Below are 19,384 nucleotides of genomic sequence, written 5' to 3'. Positions count from 1 at the left end.
CTATGAAGAACCTTATATATGCTTTATTAAGCGGAATTTTACTGGCCCTGGCCTGGCCTACCTATGGCTTTCCTTTATTGTTATTTTTTGCCTTCGTCCCGCTTCTTCTTGCTGAATTCAACATACGCAATTCAAAACTCCGGCTCATCAAATGGCGGATTTTCGGCCTATCTTACCTGAGTTTTTTTATATGGAACCTTGTCACTACTTACTGGATCTACTATTCCACGGCCTTTGGAGGTGCATTTGCCATCCTGGTAAATTCATTGTTGATGGCAACGGTATTTCTCCTTTATCACGTAGTAGCTAAAAGAACCAATTTCACTGCCGCTTCCGCATTTTTCATAAGCATCTGGATCGTCTTTGAAAAACTACACCTGGATTGGGAATTTAGCTGGCCCTGGCTTAATCTTGGAAATGCCTTTTCAGAATATTACCAATGGGTGCAGTGGTATGAATATACAGGAACTTTTGGCGGAACCTTGTGGGTTCTTCTGGTGAATATTGCCATTTTTAAAGCCGTAATATTATATAAAGAGTTTAAAGATAAATCAATCATTTACCGGGGTGTTTTTAAATCTACGCTTATTATAGCACTGCCCATAGCAATTTCATATCTCCTGCTTTATAACTTTAAAACACCTGAAAAAAGCCTGGAAGCCGTAATCATACAGCCTAATATTGATCCTTACACCGAGAAATATAACACCAACGATACCCGTGTAGGGGAATTGCTTCTGAAGCTTGCAAGTGAAAAAGTTACCGATAGTACCGATATTCTTGTGGCACCGGAAACAGTCTTTGCTGACGGGACCGTACTGCCCAACTTTGACAGATCTGAAGCTTCTTTCTTCGGAAGGCAACTTATCTACAGGTATCCGGAACTTAACTTTTTGAGCGGAATCTCCTTTTACGAAAGATTCAGCGATCCCGAAAAAGTCAGTTCACAATCCAATCAGATAGGACCAATGGACTGGTATGACGACTATAATTCAGCGTTTTTGATGAATGGTTCAGACTCTACCCAGCTTTACCATAAATCAAAACTTGTGGTTGGGGTCGAAAACTTCCCATATCAGGATATTTTGCGCCCCATTTTAGGGGATATTATGATCGACCTGGGAGGGACGGTAGCTATGAAAACCACCCAGAAAAATCGTTCTGCTCTTGATCTAAACACTAACAGCTCCACCGCACCAATCATATGCTATGAATCGGTATATGGAGAGTACGTGACGGGATATGTGGATAATGGTGCAGAATTCCTAAGCATTATTACCAACGATGCCTGGTGGGGAAACACACAGGGACATAAGCAACACCTAAGCTATGCAAGGCTTCGTGCTATAGAAACCCGAAGATCGGTGGTTAGAAGTGCCAATACAGGCATTTCAGCCTTTATAGCTCCCACCGGAAAGATCTATAAGCGTCTGGGTTACGAGAAACAGGGTAGTATCAAGGCCAGGGTTGCCTTAAATTCTGAGAAGACATTTTATACTAAGTATGGGGATTATATTGCCAGGGTTTCAAGATTCCTGGCTTTCTTCCTGTTCCTTTTCGCCATCGTGAAATTTAAAAGAGGAAGAGGTATCTAGATTACTGACCTCTGAAAAAGACTATGGTACTCAATGTTTTTAGAAGAACATTCATATCGAGAAAAAGCCCCCGGTGTTTAATGTAATAAAGATCATACTGTAGTTTCTCGAGACTATCTGTATGGCTGGTCCCGTAATTGGCCATTACCTGCGCCCAGCCCGTTAATCCGGGTTTTATAATATGCCTGATGTCATAGAAAGGGATCTTTTCTGATAATTCCTTTACAAAAACGGGGCGTTCCGGTCTAGGGCCGATAAGGCTCATATCGCCTTTTAATACGTTATAGAACTGAGGAATTTCATCTATCCGGGTTCGTCTTAAGAACATTCCGAAGCGGGTAATCCTGGCATCATTTTTTTCAGCATAGCGTGGCCCATTGGATTCGGCATTCTTATCCATAGTCCTGAACTTATAAATATTGAAAATCTTTCCGTTCTTCCCTACGCGTTCCTGCCTGTAAAACAATTCTCCCCTGTTGGCAGCCAGGTTACCTATCAGTACAAAAGGCAAAATAAGCAACCCGAAAATTATCCCCAGAATGGACACCAGAATATCAAGAACCCTAAAGGAAAGCACATAAAATTTGTTCTGGTTACTTCGGCTAAATGGGAAATATTTATAAAAATCCTTATCTACGTGTTGTACCGGCACTCTTCGGGTCACCTCTTCATAAACCTGGATATAATCTCTGATAGGGAAACCCGATTTCAAAAGTTCACTTAAATGATTATACAGCGGAAGCATCAAGCCTTTCTGATAAGCACTCGTGACAACGATCTCACTTATATGATGATCCTCTATGGCATCTTCCAGTTCATCTACATTTAGCTGAATAAGGTCCTTTTGTTTAATGGATGTTTTAACCTTATCATCAGTATTTATATATCCAACAACCACATAATTGGGATCAGATTTCTGAAGGGAAGTTGCGATCAGGTTAATATCGAATGAGTCTCCAACCACCAGCACTCTTTTATAAAAACGCGGGGAAGATATCAGCGCAATATAAGTATACCTCCACAAAAGAAGCGGAGAGATAATCGCAAAGAAAAAGAAGATAATCTGAAGTCGGTTATCAGGCAGACTCGGAGTAAAATAAGGAGTCAGCATAAAGAAGAGGACCGTAAGCGAACTTGCTAACAGGGCATTCTTAAGAACCAGGTCAAACTTACTGGCTATCTGCAGATCGTACAGTTCAAAAACCGTGGTAAAAAGATTGAGATAAAGCAATAAAGCCAAAGACCAGTTCCAGTAATCTGATGTGATTTGGAAATAATCGAACTGAAATATGATCCCTACCAGCCCCAGTGTTACAATCACCGAGATACTGTCAAACAAGCGAAGCAAGACTTTGCGCTCAGAAATTTCAAAGTGAAATAGGGGCTGTTTAGACATTAGGCAGAGTTAGCAGATAATGGGCTAAAGATAAAATTTTTAGCTTAGTAATTGCAACCAATCGGCTTTGACCTTGGCCCAATCGAAGTTTTTTGCCTTCTCCCTTGCCTTTGCACTAATTGTAGCTGTCTTTGAAGGATTTTTAACCAAAAGATCAATAGAACCTGCAAAATCTTCAATATCACCCGGATCAACAAGAAGGCCATTCTCTCCGGAGCTAATAAGATGCGGGATCCCACCCACATTACTTGACACCACAGGGAAGCCAAGAGCCATTGCTTCTATCACACTCAATGGCATATTATCAATCCCGCTAGTATTTAAAAAGATATCATAATCCCGGGAAAGTTCGATCCACTGCCTTTTATCGAGTTTCCCTGTAAATTTCACCGGAAGATCTCGGGATAAAGCATATTTCTCACATTCAGACAGGCTTCCATCCTTGTCAGGTCCTACCATACAGAGTTCCGCATCAGGATAACTCCTCAATATTTTTTCAAGAATTTTTATCGCTGTAAGCGGATTATAGATGCTGTCAAAAGCTCTTACCCATAGCAGTTTCGGCTGTACAGAATTTCGCTGCTCAAAGTCATAATCCTCCACGGGAATTGCATTAGGAATACAGGTAATATTTTTTATCCCGTAATCTTCAAAAATATGATACAGGTACGGGGAAGGAATTACATTGATCTTGGCGTTACTAAATAAGGCTTTACACTCCTTTGGATTAGAATTTAATCTCTTCTGAAGATTACCGCCGTGCAGCACCGGAATATATTGCAGCTTAAGCAGCCTGCAAAGTTTTCCGGCATATACGGCATACCAGAAATTCTGTGTACTGTAAGTGTCTATTAGAACCAGGCTTTCGGCTGAAGCATTTTTAAGAATGTTAAAAAGCATATGCGATAGCCTCAGGGGTTTATTTTTAAAACCCGAGGCACTCTCAACCTCAAAGCCTTCTGCCTTGAGCATTCCTACGAAAGTATCGGTAAAAGTTGGTGCTCCTCCGCGACTTTCAAGTTTATTTCCAATATAAACCAAGCGTCTCATGATTCCAGCAATCTGTTCCAGTCTTCCCTAACCAGCTGCCAGGCAAATTTTTCAACTTTTTTACGGGCGTTATGGCAAATTTCAGCGGTTTCTTCAGGATGCTCCAATAACCTGATAATAGCTTCGGTCATCTTCCCGGCATCATTTTCCGGAACAAGGATACCATCTTTATTATTTTCAATTAAAACCGGCATTCCCCCGACATTGGTGGAAACAACCGCAAGTCCCAGACTCATAGCTTCTATTACGCTTATAGGCGTATTATCTATAGTAGTGGTATTGATGAAGAAATCGTAGTCTTCAGATAGCTCTGCCCATTCTTTTTTCTTAAGCTTCCCGGTAAATTTCACATCCAGAGAATGCTTCTTAGCAAAGGTCTTGCAGGCTTTCATACTCCCGTCCTTATCGGGACCTACCATACAAAGACTTGCGTTTGGGTATTCTTTGGTAAGCTTCTGCAGAACTTTTAGTGCGAGCATAGGGTTATACCTCTTTTGAAATCTTCTCACCCACAACAGTCTGGGAGAAAATTTCTTGCGTTCTTTAAAGGGATAATTGTCTATCTCAATAGAATTTGGAATCAGTTTAATATTGTCAAACCCTGCTCCTTTAAATATCTCATATAAAAAAAGGGAAGGAGCTACATTCATTTTAGCCTTACCGAATAAACTTTTACTGAACTTCCCCGAAGCTTCAAGCCTCTCCGGAAGATTACCGCCGTGAAGTATAGGAATGTATTCCAGATTATAAAACTGGCAGGTTTTCGCCACCAAATAGGCATAATAGAAATTCATCGCCCCATAAGTATCTATAAGGACCACATCTGTCGACTTATGAAAACGAACTATCAGGCCCAGCATTTCCATTAACCTCAGCCCCTTATTATTTCTGGTAGAAGCAGTTTTAACCCTATACCCCTCTCTCTTCAGCACCTTGCTGAAAAAAGAAATATAAGTAGCGGTAAAGCTGTTAATTTGTAAGTCGTTTCCTATGTACAGGATTCTTTTTGTCATCTACAATATATAATAAGGCCAATCCATAAACAAAAGCAGGCAGGGCTATCCGCATCGCGGAATGGTTAATCGTCAAAAACCAAAATGCTAAGAACGCCAAAAAATAATAATTGTTCTTAAACTTGACCCAAAAAACAATTGGGACAAATATAAGAATTAGAACGGCAGTTAATCCTAACAATCCATGTTCTGAAAGTAATCGGCTAATTTCATTATGGGAAGCCGTTGCCGTGCCCGTGAGGTCACTTCTCATTCCTTTCCCTTTTCCTACGCCTATGCCAATTATTGGATTATGATAAAAACCTTGTAATTCAGTTATGATCAAATCAGTACGACCTGTAGTTATATCGTCTTCAAGTTTACCGGCTGCATCTCGGTTTGTATAGCGGTTAAAAATAAGGCCTTCAGAATTAATTATTGAATAAACCCATGTCCCAGTCAATACTGCGGCAAATAATATAAATTTAAAAATAAGGTTCGCTTGTTCCCTTCGGTTTTGCTTATAATAATAAAATAACGCAAAGGCAATGATACAGAAGATAGCAGTAATAACTCCTCCTCTGGAAAAAGTAATAAGTGCTCTATACGTAAGCAAGCCAAATAAAATTAAATCCAACAAGTTTATAACCTTATCTTTAATCAGAATAAGTCTTGTAAAAAGTATAAAAGCACCAAGTCCCATTACAGTAGAAATCTGATTTGGACCATAACCTCCGGAAGTAGCAAAATTTGAGTTTGTACCATACATAAGGGCTTCTCCCAAACTTGGAGTATAAAAAAACAAATATGCCATATTCGCGATAAGCGGTAGCAAAAGCATTAATAAAACATAACTAAATTGTGTTTTGGTGATTTTCTTATAATAGCAATAAAGAGCCGAAATTCCAAGACATACAGGACCACTAAGATTGAAAGCTATAGCTTTTCTAAACACCACATCATAATCTAAAGTAAAAGAAGCTATTACAACCCCCGGAAAGAGAATTAAAAGGTAGATCCAGTATGTTACAGTTTTTGAAGAAGTTCCTTTATATAACATTCCAATCAAAAGAAAAATAATGACACTATATTTACCGGTCTCATAAAAGACCATAGAGCCTGTCATCCGATAAAAAACCTCCGCTCCTGCGATATAACCCGCAGCCATAAGGGCTTCATTATTTTTATTTTGATTTACAATGACAAAGAATAACCAAAAAATTAAAGTTCCGAAAAGCAAAAGTTCACCAGCCGGTCGATAAGCATAAACCAGAAATCCCAGTAAAACATGTGCTAGGACGACTTGGAAATAGTTTATGTAGCTTAGATTATTAATTTTATGGGGATTTAGTATGTTTAAAATTATAGTTTTTCACAGAAATCTAGGTAAGATGATATAAAATTTTCTACCCCATAAAACTCCTCAACTTTTTCCCTCATTTTTTCTGCTTCATTTTTTCTTTCGAAATCATTTCTATATAATTTCAAAACTGCAGCTCTAATAGCCTCGGGATTTTCAGGTGGCACTAAAAGCTCATTACTACTTATTATTTTTCTGCATTCGCCTGTATCGGTGCACACCACTGGCAAACCGACAGCGGCATACTCCAATAAAACCAACGGCAACCCTTCCGATTTTGACGAAAGTACTGCAATATTCGCTTGCTTTATAAATTGAGTTACTGGATTTTGACTGCCATAATAAAAGATTCTGGAACTATATATAGATTTAGAAATCTTTTCTAATATTTCAGCAGAATAATCTGTTTTTGGATCTTCACCTACCATATATAAGTATATGTCCTCATGTTCTGAAGCGATTAATTCAAAGGCATTTAGAAGATTCTTATGATCTTTTTGAGGTCTTAAATTTGCTATGCAAAGAATATTGAAGCCCTTGCTTGATAATACTGAATTATCCTCTGGTTGCTCATCGAAGGCTGGCAGCACAACAAAATTATTTAACTGAATTACTTTTGAAACTTTTAGTGTGCTTATCGCCCATTTTTTCAGTTTCTGGTTTACAGCAATAACACCATCGAACTTGTAGCTGAAAAACTTCAACAATCTTTCATTCCTATTTTCAAGTATATCACTATTTCCATAGTGGTCATGCCAGATAAGTTTCACTGAAGGAATGGCAAATTTCAAAAGTACGCCAAAAAACCAGGAAGTACCATGAGCCTGAATTATATTTATTTTGTTTTGAAGTATAAAATGCCTGAGTCTTAGAAAGGCATTGACATCCAGTTTGCTTTTCTTGTTTAAGAAAAGATATCCGATTTGGCGATGAATTTCTTTTTTAAGTAAGCCTTCCTTCCTGGTGCAACAAAGAAAAGATGCTTCAACTCTTGAATTCAATTCATTAGCCAGATTTACCGCCATTCTTTCTGCTCCCCCCGGTCTCAAAGAGTCTATAAGCTGAAGTATTCTCATATTAGAGCTGTTCTTCTGAGATTAAGAGTTTTTCTATTTCGGCTTCAAATTTTTCCAAAGTATACTGTTGCGACCATCTCATTGCTTCGGTCGACATCTCTTTTAAAACTTCCAGTTTTCCCATCAAAGATCTAATCTGATCAAATCCTCTTTTTATCAGTATAGATTCCCTATCGTCTTCATTTTCGGAATCAGAACCTGAACCTAACAACACTCCCCGTTTGCCATAATCCAACATCCACGGAACACAGCTCACCGAAGTACTAACTGGAATGCACCCAAAGAACATGGCTTCCGCCATAGCTTTTGGCCAGCCTTCACTCTTTGAGGCCAGGATCAGGAAATGTGCTTTTTTATATTCCTGTTTTAATTCTTCCAGGGGAACACTCCCGTTAAGTCGAATAAAACCGCAAAGTTGATTCTTTTGAATATAATTCTCTAAAGTTTTCTTCAATTCGCCTTCTCCAAATAAATCCAACTCCATATCCACTCCCGAAGACCTCAATTTCTCAACCAGCTTTATAGCAAGCATAGGTCTTTTCCCTTTCACAAGCGCACCCGCAAAAATCATTTTTAAAGGCTCCCTAAAATCCTTTACAATCGTCTCTTTTTCGCTTTCTCTAAATGATGCAGTGAAGAAGGGAACAATATTTTTTGATTGCTCCGGCCAGTCTCCATAAACTAACACCTTCATATTTTTACTAAGAAAGGAATTTCTTATGATCGCCTTCTGAAGTTTATAGCTAAATGGCTGATGTGATTGTGGATCCCAATTCCCCGCATACTTAACTGTTTTCGATTTCGAAGGAAAAAAGATCTGGATCATACAGCCCAACAATGAAATATTCCCAGGACAACGCAGATGTATATGGTCCGTTTCCCTCATTTCCTCTTTTAGCTTTAAAAGAATTCCAGGCAGGCTCAACAAACTTATTATGGATTTCCTGACTCCTTTAAACTGTAAAAAAGAAAGTGAAGTGAAACCAACATCCTGCCGTTTGAATTCTTTCGTTGGAAATGAAAATGGATATGTGCCTGGTGATACTATCTTTATATTCTGAACCTGACTAAACCATATATCCATCTCCCTCACATATGGAGGATATGCGGCTTTGACATCATCCTTAACAAATAAAGGAGCCCCTGATATTACCAAAAACCTCATCAGATATAAGAATTTGATACATTTTCAGAAATTACTTCAGCAGGAACTCCCATAACGGTTTTATTATCAAGCACCGATCTTGTAACCAACGAGTTGGCAGCAATAACAACATTATCTCCTATTGTGATCTTCCCTGCAATAACAGCATTTACGCCTATATATACATTCTCTCCAATGACTGGTACTCCTCTCTTACTTCCTTTTCCACTAACTCCTATAGTAACCCCTTGAGAGATATTGCAATTCCTTCCGATAATTGCCATTGAATTAACTATCACACCCCCAAAATGACCTATATAACAGGATTCACCAATAGATGCCGAGTATGGTAAAGAGATACCGGTAATAATTTCCATTAATTTTTGAAAAAACAAACCGATAAATAGAAGTGGCCTTTTTAAGACTGCAGGTATTTTTTTCCTATAAATAGAATTATTAACCCTATAAACGAACAGGGCCCACAAACCCTGCTGAGTAAGTAGAAGACTCATACTGGATTTTTTACCGTACTTCTTGTATTTCTTTAAATCGGCATTAAACTTTCTCAGCATATATTCCTCTTAATTCCTAAAATAATTATAAAGATCAATAAAGTTAAATTTCAAGGTCCTTTTATACTGAAATGACCTTTTCCCTTTAAAATTCCTGTCTCCATCGTAAACGACATAGTAACTGTCCTTATCAGGCTGAATATCCAAATGATGCATACCTCTGTTAAACCAGTTTATCCCTGTTTGCGGACTAAGATACATATGTCTTTTCGGTATCAGTTCCAGATTGCCTTGATTATTTTTCAATGCATATAGCGAAATTCCGGTACCATAGCCTAACCTCCTATTTTGAAGTGGTAGATACCAAGAGTCGTTCACTTTAAAAAAACGACCGCCCGGCCTGCTTTCGTTACCCCATCTAGGACTATAATTTGGATGTTCCTTCCAACTACCCTTCAGAGAATCGGCTGTAAAGAAAAATTGCTCTAAATTGTCATTTACCCCAACTATAAGGTTTAAATCTTTACTAAGTAATATAGAAGGATCCTTGATTGCAATATTATGCAATAAGGTATCTTCTATTTCCCATTCAAAAGGAAATTCTTTGGCCTTATACAATAAAACATTTCCCGCTCCTTTGGTTTCGGGAACCATATAATACTCATTTTTATAATTAAATACCTGAGGATATGAAAGATGAAAGCTCTCATCCAGAACAACTCCCTGGTAGTTATATTCTGAACCATCATGAGATGTAAATAATGCTATATCAGCACTACCATTTCCCTTTAATTCGGTAAACAAATAATACCCCGTGCTATCAGCTACAAAAAAAGGGTCAGCTATATAATGTATTTCTTCAACGAGTAGACTATCCACTTCCTTATAAGTAATTATACTATTTGGATTTATTGAAAATGATGGAAGTATTTTGTTCGTTTTTCCATAACCCACTGACCAATTACCTACCGCCGGAGTTATGAATGGATATCTATAATTAAAAATAAAAAGCACAATCAAACCAAAAAACAATAAAGCTGTCAACCATTTTAAAATCTTCCTCATTTTATTTAATTACTTTAATTGTGGGCCTGCATAAGTTATAATTTCCCCATCTTCAAAGAACACAGTTTTATGAGGATAATTGATTTCTTTAAAAAATTTTTCAACTGATTTATAAGTTAATTCTCCTTCTACAAGATGATAAGTAGCGATACTCAAATTAGGTTTCAAATTGCATAAAGTTTGTCTAGCTCCCTTCAAAATATTTAATTCTGCTCCTTCAACATCCATTTTAATAAAATCTACTTTAATATCATTTTCCTCAATGAAATCATCGAGTGTTATAACCTCTATATTTTTTTCCAATGAATTTTCAGGTTTGTAAAAAGAAGATGAAGCTACACTTCCCGCTTCATAGAATTTAACTTCTCCACTTCTAGACCATAAACCCTTTTCGATAACCTGAATATTTGTATTAAAATTATTAAGTTTTAAGTTTTTCCTCAGTTCATACAAATTTTTATTATCGGGCTCAAAAGAAAACACATACCCTGAGTAAGCCTTTTTCGCATATACCAGACTAAGTATCCCGTGATGGGCTCCGGCATCAATAACAGTATCATTACTCCTTATCCGGTAAAATTTCTCATAACGTTCAATTTCCTTAGTAATTAAATATAACGGAGTACAGGTGTAAAGAGACCAAGATTGTGTCTTAGTTTTATAAAAGTTATTTTTAAGGCTAAATTTATAATCAGGTTGTTTTGAATTATAGTAATATGTTTTGAATCGTTCTTTAATAAATTTAGGTAGGATTCTTAACACTGCTTTCATTATCGTGATTTTTTGATTAATAAACCCCACCAGCCCGCAACTCGTCCAAGACTCTCCGTTAATGCCTCTTTTTTTCGTGAAGTTGTCAAAACATTACTAAATCGAATTAAAGTTAACAAAAAAGCAGTTGCGTGCCATTTCAACGTCGAATTAAAACTTGGGTCTGAATATTTTACTCTCCATACATACCAGCCATTCTTAATTACCATTTTACCGTACTTATATCTATTTGGCCTTCCTGAATTGTCGTGCTCGTGATAAAGCTTTGCGGCTGTATTAACGTAAAGTTGTCCTAATTTGGAAGCTCGTAAGCAAAAATCCATATCCTCGTAAAGACCGTAACCTTTAAAATAAGTTGAGAAATTGATTTTTTTAAAAAGCTCTTTACGATACGAAGCCACTCCTCCCATAAAACTCTCTACTGTATATGTATTCCCCGAAGGAGGTAGAAAACTAATGGAATAGCCATTCGAAAAGTCTGGCATATAACCTGGGGGAACGTTGGGATGCAACCTCATTTTTTTCCTTAGAAAGTGTCTGCTTCCTAAATCACGAACAAATCCATCAAATTCAAACTGATTTGATTTAGTTTCCTTACTCTTTAAATGCCATTCTGTATCTTCAATAATATAGCCCCCCACTCCAATAGCCTTTGGGTTTTTATGATATGTTGCAATTAAATTCTTAAAGTAAGAAGGGGTTAATATTATATCATCGTCAAGAAAACAAATTATATCGATGTAATTCCCTATTTTAGAAATACCATAATTTCTTTGTTTTGTTAATCCTCTGTTTTTAGCATCAACTCTATAATATTTTAAATTGGAAAAGTTTTCAGCTTTCAGAATAGTTTCTGTTTCATCATCAGGTGAACCATCAATAATCAGAATTTCATCAGGATATAAAATCTGTTCTTTAACCGAGTTCAATAGCTTCATCAAAGCTCTCGGTCTTTTAAAAGTACATATGATTAAACTGAACTTCATCGCTTTTACTAATTAAAACGCTCTCCTAACTTTCTAAGATTTTCCGCATAAAACATGGATTTCTTAAATTGATAAATCCTATAAGGTAATTTAAAAAGTCGAAGTGGAAACAACTTTGAATTTCTCGTAAGGTAGAGGAACATATAGCGGTATTTATACTCCTTAACCTGAGATTTATTAAAATGTTTAAGAATTCCATACACTATTGTTGGGCTCGGCACTGGTCTAATTTTACCTACTGGTTTTTCGAGTTCCCAAGGTTGAGTTTTCCGTTTTCTTCCGGTAAGAGCTGCCTGCACTCCCCAATATCTATACCCTCCTGAAGGAGGTTTCAAATGAAGGTTTACTGAATAAGGATTAAACATTAAGATTACTCCGTGTTGAATAAGTCTAAATCCAAAGTCGGCATCCTCCCCATATCCTCCATCAAAATTAATATCATTGCCTATTATTTCATTTACTTTACTCCTTTTTACACAAGAATTTGCATTGTTAAATGTTTGAGCAGCACCGGCGCTATAACGATTCTTACCTTTTCTGTCCAAAATTTTACTAAGATCATTAAGATCTTGTTTGTAATTGGATGCCTGTATATCCAAACCTGTACAGGCTTCAACTCTATAAGTTTGAAGAAATCTTATGTGATTTTCCACAAAATCAGGAAGAATTCGCGTATCATCATCAGCAAAAATAATATAATCCCCTTGACACAAATCAATGGCCTCATTTCTTGCTTTACAACTGCCTGAAGACTCCTGCCATTTCACTATTAGTTCAAAAGGAAATTCAATTTGCTCATATAGAGATTCTTTTCTTTTATCTACTGGAGTGGCATCAACCACAATCACTCTTCTTGGCAAGTAAGACTGACTCTTATAATCCTCTAATAATTGCAGGGTATATTCTTGGCGGGACATGGTCGGGATGATCACATCTACCATAGGTTTTCCATCCAAAGGCTCTAATTCTCTTGCCGGCATTGGTTTTATTATATTTCCCTTATATGGCCGCTTTTTTGCCCATTTCAAGAGAGCATATTCATCAAATGATCCTGAAAGTGTTTCTCTGAAACACATATACCAGCTATGTCTTTCCTTAAAATTCTTCAGATAAAATATATAACGATCCTCAGCAGGTATTACAGGCTTATTATTCTGAGGTGGGAAAAGTCCATCAACAAAAAGCGGAACGGCTCCTCCAAATCTCAACATTCTATATCCTAAATCCAAAGCCCTGGTTATATCAGAATTATAATCTGAACTAAAACCTCCAAAATGCTCCCAAACCTTCTCCCTCACCACAAAGCAATGTGGATTAATTCTCCAATTAACTGAAGTTTTCAAATTAGGTAAGTCATTCAAGTACCACCAAAATACGGCAGTCTGATATACCAATTCCGGGAACACGCCTTCATAGCCCTGCTGTAGTGAACTATGCCAGAGATCACCAGGACCCCCTGCTAATTCATCCAGTAATTTAATTTCAGGATCTCCACTATACAATAAGATATCCCCGTTTGGGGTGCGATATTCCTTTAAATTATTCATTTAATCTCTTAGCTGACTTTTATAAAACCTGATATTCTTTTCCGCTACAATTTGCATTGCAAAATTCTGCTCTACCTTTTTCCTTGCAGCCTTTCCCATTAGCTCTCGCTTCTCAGGATTATTAAGAAGGCAAATTACTTTCTCTGAAAATTGAATATGGTCATTAGGATTTACAGTAAAGCCTGTTACCCCGTTTTCCATTATTTCCTTTGCCCAACCTATATTAGAAGTCACTAATGCTTTTTCCATAGACATGGCTTCAAGCCAGGTCATAGGCAGAGCTTCAGCAAAACTAGGCAATACTACAATATCTGCCTGTTGGATATGGTTTTTAATTTCTGAATACTCCACTTGCTTTAAATAACGAAATTGCTGCATAGCTTCAGGACTAAGTAAGCCTTTAAACAATTCTAAGGTCGAAATATTTTCAAAAATATCCGTAGTATCTTTTCCTATAACGGTTAATTGTGATTTTGGGTTCTCAGTCACCACCCGATTAAAAGCTTTTGCAAGTTCCAGCACCCCTTTTTTTCGAATTATTGTTCCGAAATATAATATTTCATTAGTATTTTGCTTTTCGATACCCGGTTGAAAATTCTCTACTGAGATTCCATTATGTACAATGTCGATTTCTTTCCTAAGGTGAAAAATATCCTGGGTTAATTTTGCCGTATAAGAACTCACTGAAACTAATGCATCTGCTCTTTTCAGCGCTACTTTTTCCAGCAAAAAATTCTTCCATTTCTGTTTCCTTCCTTCCAATTCACAGAAATAAGCATCGCTTCCGTGAAGTCGAAGCACTAAAGGGGCCTCTAGCCGCATAAATGCAGTAATTCCGGTCCATTCTGCGGCTTCAATAATATCGACTCCTTTATTCCGGACTAAATCATTTAAAACTCTTTGCAAATATTTCCTATAGAAATACCAGCCGCCAATCTTATAAGTTTGTTGCCTGATGAGATAGAAATCTATCCCTCTCTCCTGAAAGATCTTATCTTCCTTTTGCCCATAAACAACTACACTTACCTTCTGTCCCTTTTCCACCAATGCCGTGGCCATATTAAGAATGCTAGTCCCTAACCCGCCTGAAGAAGTACATTCAGCGTGAGGATATTCAGGAGTCAGATAAGCTATATGCATTAAAAAAATTATTTATTATCGATCTCTGTTAAAAGTTCAATATGATTATTGACCATACGCTCCAAATTAAACTCCTTTTCAACAAGTTTATCTACTGGTTCGGTTATATAAATCTCATTTAGCAGTATCCCTTTAATAAGTTCGGTAAGTTGCGCCACATTGCCGGTTTCAAAGATAAAACCATTTTCGTTATTCCTGATGATCTCAAGGTTTCCACCTACAGGCGTTGTGACAACAGGCACATTGGCCGCCAGACTTTCCAGAATAGAGAGACTGAAACATTCCATATAAGTGGGCTGCAATAAATAGGAATACCTACTGAACAAGTCCGGTAAATCTGGAGAACTTCCTTTGAAGCTTATGATTTTCTCAAGTCCCCTATTCCGTACTTCCTGCTTCAATTCTGTTTCCATTGGCCCCTCGCCATAAATATCGATCTGAAGCATATTCTTTAAATTTCCAGGAAGAAAATCTACCGCACATATGAGGTCCTGGATTCCTTTAGAAGGCCTCAAATGAGAAGCTACTATGAATTTACCAAAATTAGGATCAGTTCTTTTTTCATACCGCTCCACCTCTATCCCATTATAAATAACCCGGGTTATGTTTGCAAGCCTATTCCCGTAATCCTTCAGGATCTGAGCTTTAGTGTAACTGGAAACTCCAACAAACCGGTCTATATAACTAGCGCAAACTGCACCTTTAAGCTTATTTTTCACTCTTTTCCTGAACGGAAAACCATTTACAGGCCTGGGGTTATGATCTACGGCAATTATATAAGGCTTTTGATCCTTTTTTATTTTTTTGAAAAATGAGGTACATAATTCCACAAAATGAGTGAACAGCACATCATATTGTAAATTATTCTTTAACGAAAACTCCCTGAAGTAATTTTCCACTGCTATATTTTTACTAAAATGCACAGTAAGCTCTTCGTAAAGTTCAAATTTCTCTCCGCCTGCGAAGAACCAATCGATACTATATCCCCGCTTTCTACAGGCCTGGTCATAAGCCACAAAAAATCTGTCCATCCCACCTATTCTTCGGGGATTTAATTTATAATTACAGACCACAGCAATTTTTTTGTTACTATTCAAGATGGGCTAATACTTCGGAGATTCTGGAACTGGTCCCTTTCAGGTCTTTACTTATTTGAAGGGCTAAAAGTTCCTTTCTTTTCTTTGAATCTGCTTTTGGATTCTCAAGATAAGAATTTATCTCTGCTATTAATTCATTTTTATCCCTGGCAATCCTAACGGAACCGCTATCCACCACATTTTTATAATGCGCATAGTTCAGGAACCGCTGGTCGTTGTAAAGCCCGTTATCAGCGTTCCCAAAGACAGGATTGATAACAGGCTTATCGAAAATCATAAAATCAAGACTCATTGTAGAACACATATTGATACCGAGGTCCGAAAATTCCAATATCATCCTGAGGTCCTTAAGGTCTTCTGCTGAAGGCACCCTTTGAGACCACATTTCAGAATGTTTATTTCGGCTCTGCGTCCAGGCAGGATAATTCCATTTTATAAATGGAAATTTTTCCCTGAGATATTTAAAGCGTTCCGGTTCTTCGGCAGGAGAGGTTCTGACAAGAAAGTTGACATCTTCCTGAATTCCTTTATTTATTATCGCTTCAGCAATGGTCTCGATGTACAATGGATCGTTGACACTTGTAGAGAAATCTCCACAGCTAAAACATATTGTTTTCAGATTCCGATCAAGGCCAAAACAATCATAGAATTCTTCAATCTCACTCTCGTATTCCTTCATCACATAAGGTTCGAATTGAGGAGTTCCGACAATTTTTATCTGCTCTTCACAAATTCCACTATAGAACTGTAGCAATTCAGACCTCATCAGGTCGCTCCATACCAGATAATGGTCAAAGTTTCCAGCCATCCTGCCTTTTGACGCAAGGTTATCCCAACTGAATATAAAGCTACAGGTTTCAATTCCTTCTATTTCTGCTGCGTAGATCAATGGGGCTATATAGGGTGGCCTCTGGTGAGTGAAGAATAAAAGGTCAGGACTGTGCTTTTTGAGCAATTTTCGATAAAAATCAGTCACTGAATTCTTTGATAAACTAGATTGCTGAAGCTTATAGAATCTTTCAATTGCTTTTTCAGAATTAAATCGACGGGTGATCCGGTAAGCCAATCTTGTGAGTTTACCCCTTCTTGAATTTGCATTAGTATAGTTAGCTTTAAGATTATCATAAAAGCCAAAATTATTCGCTTCATTTTTCCTGAGATGAGCCACTTCTTTCAGCTTCCTGAAAAACCAGGTAGCCCCCTTCTCTTGATAATTCGGCAATTCAATAATTTCAAAATTCGGCAAATCAAGCTTGTCAAATACTTCCTTGGGCAAGGCAGAAAATATTATTATTTTACTGAACTTAGAATTCGAAGCCCTAACAAAATTGCTAAGGATAAAATTTCTAAACCCTACTCCGTCTGTAATAACAAGTCCAAGTTTCTTCATTAATTTCAACACCTAATTTCTCAACAACCTTTTTTATTCCTTCTATCTGTTTTTCTAACCCACCGCTTATTGGAAAATTAAAATACCTTACTAGTTTTACTCACATTAATATTATAGAGTTAATATAAATTATTTTCAAAATAATTATAAAAAAGTGAATATTTGCTCCTTGGGTACAGACAGAGAATTGTTTTAACCAATTTTACAGAAACCGAACAAAACTAATTGAAACAAGACTTTAATTGAGTTTTATAACTAGATAATTCAAATTATCCCATTCAATAAACTAATCACATCTGTATATCTTTTAACCAAGCTTTTAATGTAATTATTTCTTTTTCGCAAACTACCCTCTCTTTCAGGAGCGCTCTATAAGCTTGATACAAGTTAGCTTCAATACTATTTGAAATAGATACAGACCTAGAAACCAACTCAATTATTTTTTCACAATTTTCATACATTGGAATCTCTGAAATGAAATCAGTCATATAATCATGCTCATTTCTTTTTTGAATAACGGTGGCATTAGTAAAACCAAGTTCATAGCCGTACAACCACATAATAGGCTGTGCAACCAACCCCCGTAAAATATCTGTAAATCTAAAAGTTACATAGGTCGGCAAATATAACAATGGAAACAGTTCTTTACGAATAATAGTATTTTGGGTATTAAAAGGACTGATTGTTCCCCTACCTAAAACAACTGGTGTACGTTGATTAAAATAGCATTTTGAATCATTCGTTAAACGATAAATTGCATCTACATCTGGATCCTCGTCTGCCAAACCTTGCCATATTCCTATATTACAACTCTTAGTATATAAATCTTTACCCAGATCGAATTGGGTATTTATAAACTTTAGCGGCAGACCACGCGGCCAGACCTTTTTTTTTGTGAAAAGCTGGTAAATATTAATAAAGCCTTTGTTTCCTGGAAGACATTCAAATTCTTGTGAAAACTCAGGATAACTCCAATTATCTTTGGGAATATTATCATCGTCCGTATCCACAATATAATCTGCACCACTTCTCATAGCTACTAAATATCCCAACATTTTCCTGCAATAATGATTGTATGGCAAAACTCTTGACAATTCTGATTTATCGTCTTTTTGTTTTTCCACTGAAATGAAATCCACATTATTATAGTGCCAGTTTACCGGAGTTTTCTTATCTCCCACAACAACAAGTTCATAATCTTTCATTTTTGAAAATGCAATTACAGCTTCAGTAGGCTCAAAAATTGATGTTATTACAATGAACTTTTTATTTAATTTTTCTGCCATTTAGATAATTTGATAGGATGCAAATAAAGGTAATTATCAGGAAAATCAGTCAACAGTTTAGGTAATGAATATTCATATTTCTCTAGTTCTTGATAATCCTTCTTTGTCCAAAGCGCCCTTCCTCGAAGTTTCAAATCATTTTCTGTACAAATCTGATTTGCAGATAAAACCAAAGAAGTAGGTAATGCAATTTCCACAAATAGTTGAGTAGCAGCAAATACTCCACAATAGTGACAGAAAGATTTTATTGCTCCAGAATTTACAACTAAAATATCTGAATAACTACCCACTAAGGGGTAAGGAAGGGAATAGGTTGTTCTAGATAATTTATCTTTAAGACTTTTATAAAGCAAAGCACTGTTTTTCTTTACATTTCCATAAGACAAAGGTTTAACCCAACTTTTTATTGGCCTCGAAGTTTCCCAGATTTGATCATAACGGAGTGGTTTAATCTCCAAGTTAAACAATTCAAATTTCTGAAGCGCTTCATCATAATCAGGCAACTGATGTTCTGCTTCAACGCCATTTATTTGAATCCGCCAATTATACGCATCTTTTACCTTAGACCACCATTTTTCCTGCTCATGCAAAGTGATAAACCCAGGAATAAAACAGGAATTAGAATCTAAATTAAGATGTGAAGAGTAATTATTTTCATTTATAATGGGATTTAATATTAAATCATCAGCCACAAAAAAATAATGCGAGAATTCCTCTTTAAAAAAGCTTTTAAAACCTTGGGAAATATAACCTTGAAAATAATGAGAACATTCATAAACTGGAATTACATTTTGTTTATCTCCATTATAAAATGGGACCAAGTGAAAGATATTACTAAACCTATCTTTGTAAATTTTCTCCAAAACATCAATGTTTTTATTGTATTGATGATTATAGATGATGATTAATGCTACTTTATTCATTTGGGCTTTTTATTTCTTGCAACAAAATTTATTTAACTAAATTCAAAAACTGAC

General features: G+C 36.6%; 17 protein-coding genes. 1 reads left to right on the top strand and 16 read right to left on the bottom strand.

Going from position 1 to position 19,384, the window contains the following annotated elements; all coding sequences use genetic code 11:
- Nucleotides 1–2 precede the first annotated feature (2 nt).
- The gene (gene lnt / locus ACFQ3Q_RS05830) at nucleotides 3–1,595 is read left to right on the top strand and encodes an apolipoprotein N-acyltransferase (protein ID WP_380743858.1); all 1,593 of its coding nucleotides are present in this window, start codon (nucleotides 3–5) and stop codon (nucleotides 1,593–1,595) included.
- Nucleotide 1,596: 1 nt separating this feature from the next.
- Here lnt and ACFQ3Q_RS05825 read toward each other — a convergent pair whose 3' ends face one another.
- The 16 genes from ACFQ3Q_RS05825 to ACFQ3Q_RS05750 all read right to left on the bottom strand — a co-directional run bounded on the left by ACFQ3Q_RS05825 (nucleotide 1,597) and on the right by ACFQ3Q_RS05750 (nucleotide 19,330).
- The gene (locus ACFQ3Q_RS05825) at nucleotides 1,597–2,991 is read right to left on the bottom strand and encodes an exopolysaccharide biosynthesis polyprenyl glycosylphosphotransferase (protein ID WP_380743856.1); all 1,395 of its coding nucleotides are present in this window, start codon (nucleotides 2,989–2,991) and stop codon (nucleotides 1,597–1,599) included.
- A gap of 39 nt (nucleotides 2,992–3,030) precedes the next feature.
- Nucleotides 3,031–4,041, bottom strand: a complete 1,011-nt coding sequence (locus ACFQ3Q_RS05820) for a glycosyltransferase family 4 protein (RefSeq protein WP_380743854.1) — start codon at nucleotides 4,039–4,041, stop codon at nucleotides 3,031–3,033.
- Nucleotides 4,038–5,054, bottom strand: a complete 1,017-nt coding sequence (locus ACFQ3Q_RS05815) for a glycosyltransferase family 4 protein (protein ID WP_380743852.1) — start codon at nucleotides 5,052–5,054, stop codon at nucleotides 4,038–4,040. Before ACFQ3Q_RS05815 ends, ACFQ3Q_RS05820 begins: the two co-directional genes overlap by 4 nt.
- Nucleotides 5,011–6,201, bottom strand: coding sequence for an O-antigen ligase family protein (locus tag ACFQ3Q_RS05810; protein ID WP_380743850.1), 1,191 nt, complete (start codon nucleotides 6,199–6,201; stop codon nucleotides 5,011–5,013). The genes ACFQ3Q_RS05815 and ACFQ3Q_RS05810 overlap by 44 nt, the downstream gene beginning before the upstream one ends.
- Before the next feature lie 194 nt (nucleotides 6,202–6,395).
- Nucleotides 6,396–7,469: a glycosyltransferase gene (locus ACFQ3Q_RS05805; protein WP_380743848.1), complete on the bottom strand. Its 1,074-nt coding sequence runs from the start codon at nucleotides 7,467–7,469 to the stop codon at nucleotides 6,396–6,398.
- A 1-nt stretch (nucleotide 7,470) separates the two neighbouring features.
- Nucleotides 7,471–8,634: a glycosyltransferase gene (locus ACFQ3Q_RS05800; RefSeq protein ID WP_380743847.1), complete on the bottom strand. Its 1,164-nt coding sequence runs from the start codon at nucleotides 8,632–8,634 to the stop codon at nucleotides 7,471–7,473.
- Entirely contained in the window at nucleotides 8,634–9,185 is a 552-nt protein-coding gene (locus ACFQ3Q_RS05795) for a serine O-acetyltransferase (protein WP_380743845.1), read from the bottom strand. Before ACFQ3Q_RS05795 ends, ACFQ3Q_RS05800 begins: the two co-directional genes overlap by 1 nt.
- 9 nt (nucleotides 9,186–9,194) lie before the next feature.
- Nucleotides 9,195–10,190: a glucosamine inositolphosphorylceramide transferase family protein gene (locus ACFQ3Q_RS05790; RefSeq protein WP_380743843.1), complete on the bottom strand. Its 996-nt coding sequence runs from the start codon at nucleotides 10,188–10,190 to the stop codon at nucleotides 9,195–9,197.
- A 9-nt stretch (nucleotides 10,191–10,199) separates the two neighbouring features.
- Nucleotides 10,200–10,961, bottom strand: a complete 762-nt coding sequence (locus tag ACFQ3Q_RS05785) for an FkbM family methyltransferase (protein ID WP_380743841.1) — start codon at nucleotides 10,959–10,961, stop codon at nucleotides 10,200–10,202.
- Nucleotides 10,961–11,947: a glycosyltransferase family 2 protein gene (locus ACFQ3Q_RS05780; RefSeq protein WP_380743839.1), complete on the bottom strand. Its 987-nt coding sequence runs from the start codon at nucleotides 11,945–11,947 to the stop codon at nucleotides 10,961–10,963. The genes ACFQ3Q_RS05785 and ACFQ3Q_RS05780 overlap by 1 nt, the downstream gene beginning before the upstream one ends.
- An 8-nt stretch (nucleotides 11,948–11,955) precedes the next feature.
- Nucleotides 11,956–13,494 carry a glycosyltransferase family 2 protein gene (locus ACFQ3Q_RS05775; RefSeq protein WP_380743837.1) on the bottom strand — a complete coding sequence of 513 codons (1,539 nt, stop codon included), beginning with the start codon at nucleotides 13,492–13,494 and terminating at the stop codon, nucleotides 11,956–11,958.
- Nucleotides 13,495–14,634 (bottom strand): glycosyltransferase family 4 protein, encoded by a 1,140-nt coding sequence (locus ACFQ3Q_RS05770; RefSeq protein WP_380743835.1) that lies wholly within the window; start codon nucleotides 14,632–14,634, stop codon nucleotides 13,495–13,497.
- 8 nt (nucleotides 14,635–14,642) lie between these two features.
- Nucleotides 14,643–15,665 carry a glycosyltransferase family 4 protein gene (locus ACFQ3Q_RS05765; RefSeq protein ID WP_380743833.1) on the bottom strand — a complete coding sequence of 341 codons (1,023 nt, stop codon included), beginning with the start codon at nucleotides 15,663–15,665 and terminating at the stop codon, nucleotides 14,643–14,645.
- Nucleotides 15,666–15,723: 58 nt separating this feature from the next.
- The gene (locus ACFQ3Q_RS05760; protein ID WP_380743832.1) at nucleotides 15,724–17,121 is read right to left on the bottom strand and encodes a CDP-glycerol glycerophosphotransferase family protein; all 1,398 of its coding nucleotides are present in this window, start codon (nucleotides 17,119–17,121) and stop codon (nucleotides 15,724–15,726) included.
- A 290-nt stretch (nucleotides 17,122–17,411) separates the two neighbouring features.
- Nucleotides 17,412–18,407, bottom strand: a complete 996-nt coding sequence (locus tag ACFQ3Q_RS05755; RefSeq protein WP_380743830.1) for an STELLO glycosyltransferase family protein — start codon at nucleotides 18,405–18,407, stop codon at nucleotides 17,412–17,414.
- Entirely contained in the window at nucleotides 18,392–19,330 is a 939-nt protein-coding gene (locus tag ACFQ3Q_RS05750; protein ID WP_380743828.1) for a hypothetical protein, read from the bottom strand. Before ACFQ3Q_RS05750 ends, ACFQ3Q_RS05755 begins: the two co-directional genes overlap by 16 nt.
- Nucleotides 19,331–19,384 lie beyond the last annotated feature (54 nt).

Origin of the sequence: Salegentibacter chungangensis (assembly GCF_042678405.1) — a bacterium.
In the GTDB taxonomy this organism is placed as follows: Bacteria; Bacteroidota; Bacteroidia; order Flavobacteriales; family Flavobacteriaceae; genus Salegentibacter_A; species Salegentibacter_A chungangensis.
Note: the sequence above shows the minus strand (reverse complement) of the source record. Positions and strands in the feature narration are given on the sequence as shown.

Coding starts and splice junctions, on each gene's coding strand:
- lnt (WP_380743858.1), top strand. CDS start 3: ATGAAGAACCTTATATATGCTTTATTAAGCGGAATTTTACTGGCCCTG.
- ACFQ3Q_RS05825 (WP_380743856.1), bottom strand. CDS start 2,991: ATGTCTAAACAGCCCCTATTTCACTTTGAAATTTCTGAGCGCAAAGTC.
- ACFQ3Q_RS05820 (WP_380743854.1), bottom strand. CDS start 4,041: ATGAGACGCTTGGTTTATATTGGAAATAAACTTGAAAGTCGCGGAGGA.
- ACFQ3Q_RS05815 (WP_380743852.1), bottom strand. CDS start 5,054: ATGACAAAAAGAATCCTGTACATAGGAAACGACTTACAAATTAACAGC.
- ACFQ3Q_RS05810 (WP_380743850.1), bottom strand. CDS start 6,201: ATGGCTGCGGGTTATATCGCAGGAGCGGAGGTTTTTTATCGGATGACA.
- ACFQ3Q_RS05805 (WP_380743848.1), bottom strand. CDS start 7,469: ATGAGAATACTTCAGCTTATAGACTCTTTGAGACCGGGGGGAGCAGAA.
- ACFQ3Q_RS05800 (WP_380743847.1), bottom strand. CDS start 8,634: ATGAGGTTTTTGGTAATATCAGGGGCTCCTTTATTTGTTAAGGATGAT.
- ACFQ3Q_RS05795 (WP_380743845.1), bottom strand. CDS start 9,185: ATGCTGAGAAAGTTTAATGCCGATTTAAAGAAATACAAGAAGTACGGT.
- ACFQ3Q_RS05790 (WP_380743843.1), bottom strand. CDS start 10,190: ATGAGGAAGATTTTAAAATGGTTGACAGCTTTATTGTTTTTTGGTTTG.
- ACFQ3Q_RS05785 (WP_380743841.1), bottom strand. CDS start 10,961: ATGAAAGCAGTGTTAAGAATCCTACCTAAATTTATTAAAGAACGATTC.
- ACFQ3Q_RS05780 (WP_380743839.1), bottom strand. CDS start 11,947: ATGAAGTTCAGTTTAATCATATGTACTTTTAAAAGACCGAGAGCTTTG.
- ACFQ3Q_RS05775 (WP_380743837.1), bottom strand. CDS start 13,494: ATGAATAATTTAAAGGAATATCGCACCCCAAACGGGGATATCTTATTG.
- ACFQ3Q_RS05770 (WP_380743835.1), bottom strand. CDS start 14,634: ATGCATATAGCTTATCTGACTCCTGAATATCCTCACGCTGAATGTACT.
- ACFQ3Q_RS05765 (WP_380743833.1), bottom strand. CDS start 15,665: ATGGACAGATTTTTTGTGGCTTATGACCAGGCCTGTAGAAAGCGGGGA.
- ACFQ3Q_RS05760 (WP_380743832.1), bottom strand. CDS start 17,121: ATGAAGAAACTTGGACTTGTTATTACAGACGGAGTAGGGTTTAGAAAT.
- ACFQ3Q_RS05755 (WP_380743830.1), bottom strand. CDS start 18,407: ATGGCAGAAAAATTAAATAAAAAGTTCATTGTAATAACATCAATTTTT.
- ACFQ3Q_RS05750 (WP_380743828.1), bottom strand. CDS start 19,330: ATGAATAAAGTAGCATTAATCATCATCTATAATCATCAATACAATAAA.